Source organism: Streptococcus sp. 2018037, assembly GCF_019754195.1.
GTDB classification, from domain to species: Bacteria; Bacillota; Bacilli; order Lactobacillales; family Streptococcaceae; genus Streptococcus; species Streptococcus hashimotonensis.
Genome location: NZ_JAIJZQ010000049.1, coordinates 1 through 3,060 on the forward strand (window position 1 = coordinate 1; position 3,060 = coordinate 3,060).

2 protein-coding genes are annotated in these 3,060 nt (G+C 38.9%); one reads left to right on the forward strand and one right to left on the reverse strand.

The annotated features are described in order from the left end of the window. Positions 1 to 275: 275 nt before the first annotated feature. Positions 276 to 1,424, reverse strand: a complete 1,149-nt coding sequence (locus tag K5Q29_RS10475; RefSeq protein WP_105116643.1) for a cobalamin-independent methionine synthase II family protein — start codon at positions 1,422 to 1,424, stop codon at positions 276 to 278. 202 nt (positions 1,425 to 1,626) lie between these two features. On the opposite strand from K5Q29_RS10475, the gene K5Q29_RS10480 reads away from it, so the two are divergent. Next, the gene (locus K5Q29_RS10480; RefSeq protein WP_105139086.1) at positions 1,627 to 2,793 is read left to right on the forward strand and encodes an MFS transporter; all 1,167 of its coding nucleotides are present in this window, start codon (positions 1,627 to 1,629) and stop codon (positions 2,791 to 2,793) included. The last annotated feature ends 267 nt before the right edge of the window (positions 2,794 to 3,060 follow it).

Here is a 3,060-nt window from a genome sequence, read left to right on the forward strand (position 1 = left end):
GTGTTGCTTTTGTATACACTTTTTACACTAAACTTTAGTCAAAAATAAAATAATTTCCTTATTTGGATTACGAGACACAAAATATTTTTCGTCAAATACCTTGATGAACTTGACAAATGGTAGAAAAAGCCTCCTTTTGTGTTGTCCGAACATAAAATCCCAAGTATTACATCGGAAAAATACTTGGGATTAGATATCATAGATTAACTGATCAGAGTTAACTTAGGGACATTGATTGATGACAGGGCTTTTATGCACGAATAACAAGAAGTGGCTTAAGACCAAAACTTCTCTGCAATTTCTTGGCCTTGTTTAATTTTTGCCCACTGTTGCGGGATGGCTAATTCATTACCTGAATCACATGAAGCGAATCCACATTGATGTGACAAGTAGAGACGCTCTTTTGGAATAATCTTGCTTGCTTCTTCGAGTAATTTATAAACACGTTCTTCATCATCCAAATCAGAAGTTTTACTTGAAAGTAGACCAAGAACGACTTCGACATTCTTATCACGCAAGCTTTCCAAAGCTTTTAAATCACCTGCACGTTCATCATCCCACTCAAGGAAGAATCGATCGTATTTTTGGTCACGCAGGAATTTTTCAGCAATAGCTTCGTAAGTTCCGCCAGCTGCTGAGCGGCTTTCATAGTTACCACGGCAGTTGTGCGTCCAGACGGTCAAGCCAATTTCATGTCCGTAATCAATAACAGCATTATTGATAGCAACAAATTCGTCAGCCAAAGCAGCCAATGCTTCAGAATCGTCTTGTGGCAAGAAAGGTACAGGGTTAGCAGGGTCGAATAATTCCCAAAGGCAGTCATCGAATTGAACGATTTGTCCACCAGCTTCCTTGTACTGGTCTAAAAATTCTCTATAGGCAGCCAATAAAGCTTCTTTCAAATCCTCACGTGTTTTATAAACTTGGTCTGGACCGACTTGACCATTGAAGAGAACAAGCTCGGTAAAGGCATGGGCAGGTCCCCATACAGTTAACTTTGTATCAGTTTCACCAGCTAGTTCTTTAACTTTTTTATAAATGTCAATGAAATGGTGATTTTTTGCTGAAAGAGGACCTGTGATACGCAATCCAATATCCTTACGTGTTTCAAAAATTTGTCCATCATGGTCTTTAAAAGGATAACCATGCTCAGCAATATAACGCTCGATACCATCGAAGCCCCAGACAAAGTCAAGATGCCACATTGATTTTGAAAACTCACCGTCTGTTACAATATCAATACCATTTGCTTTTTGTTCAGCGACAATCGCTTCGATAGTTGCAGCTTCAGTTTCTTGATAGCCATCAAAGGCATCGTAGAATGGGTATTGGATATTGTCACGATGCTCAATTTTACGTTTAAATTCTCCTAAGTTTGCTGGTCGAAGAAGTGAACCGACTAATTGGAATCTTGAAGTTGTCATATATGTATCTCTCTTTCTTTCGTTTTAGTGATGAACCTATTCTAACTCATAAGCTATCATTTGAAAAATAGTTATTTTCATGGCAAATCCATAGTTAAAAACTATAACTAGAAAAAATAGACGGAAATAACTTTCTATCATTTGTTAACTATGGTATAATCGAAAGTGCTGAAATCCGAACATTAGGAGACTTAGGAGAAAAATGAAAAAACAATCACCCTTTATAATTGCAGGAATCGTCATGCTAGGGGTCGTGATGCGTGCCCCCTTTACAGCTTTACCTGCTATTTTGACAGATGTGGCAGCAGGACTGGGAGTAGAAGTGAGTTCATTAGGAATTTTAACCTCTATTCCGCTCATCATGTTTGCTCTCTGTTCATCCTTAGCACCGCGTCTTGCAGCTAAGTTTGGCATGGAAAAACTAATGGCCCTGGTCTTACTGGTCATGGTGCTTGGTTCAGGGATGCGAGTTCTCAACTTACCAGCCCTTTACATTGGTACAATGCTTGTTGGTGCTACAATAGCGTTTATTAATGTTTTGCTACCAAGTTTGGTTGCGGCTAATTTTCCAAAGAAAATTGGTCTGTATACGACGATTTATATCACTCTCATGGGGGTGGCGGCAACAGTTGCATCCATGATTGCTGTTCCAATTGTATCCTCTAGTTCTTGGGAATTTTTTATTCTGTTAATTACAGGATTGGTGTTTATGGCTTTCCTAATCTGGTTGCCTAATGTAAAAAATAACCATCGATTTGCAAGTGAGAACCAAGGAAAACAGAAATCATCTATCTGGAAAAATAAAGCAGCGATTGCCTTTTTGATATTTGGTGGGCTACAATCAGTTCTCTACTATACAGAGATTACCTGGTTGCCAACCATTTCTCAATCAGTTGGCTTTAGTAAGGCAGAAGCAGGTCTAATGGCTGGTTTCTTCAATATGACAGCTATTCCCATGTCAATGATTATCCCAGCTGTTCTTTCCCGTCAGACAAAAGAAATGCGTCGAAATATAATGCTGGCTATTTCATCTGTTACCTTGCTTGGCTTGGTCATGATGGCATTGATTCCGACCAATCTCATTCTTTGGTCAGCACTTCACATTATTTTAAGTTTTTCAAATGCAGCGCTCTTCCCTTATATGATGTTGAGCTTTACTTTGAAAACAAGCAACAGCCAGGCTACTGCTCAGCTATCAGGAATGGTGCAGACAGGTGGTTATCTCATTGCAGCATTTGGACCAGGTCTTCTCGGTTATAGCTATCCAATCTTCGGAAACTGGATGCCATTGATTCTTGCTCTGGCTATCGTCACACTTGCCATGATGTGGACTATTGTTCTCATTGAAAGAGAAGATATTATCTTATAAAGTATAATCCCTTAAGAAGGCTGGCATTTTTCTGTGAAAATGGCAGAGCTTCTAAGGGATTTTTGGTCAAACAAAAAAAGCTGGGATCCTTGCCCAATGTCATTAAGTTAACTAACCTATCACATTTTGTGGTGGGTTATTTTTTATGTTACACTAAAAATAAAAGGGGAAAAGTCATGCTAGATCAGATTAAAGCTCATTTACTTGATAGTATTAACGACATCGTTTCCACCGCAAACCAGTTTGTGCTTCATCCTGAAAAAGATT

Bases quoted from the DNA above. Each gene is read 5' to 3' on its own strand.
- K5Q29_RS10475 (WP_105116643.1), bottom strand. From the start codon at position 1,424: ATGACAACTTCAAGATTCCAATTAGTCGGTTCACTTCTTCGACCAGCA.
- K5Q29_RS10480 (WP_105139086.1), top strand. From the start codon at position 1,627: ATGAAAAAACAATCACCCTTTATAATTGCAGGAATCGTCATGCTAGGG.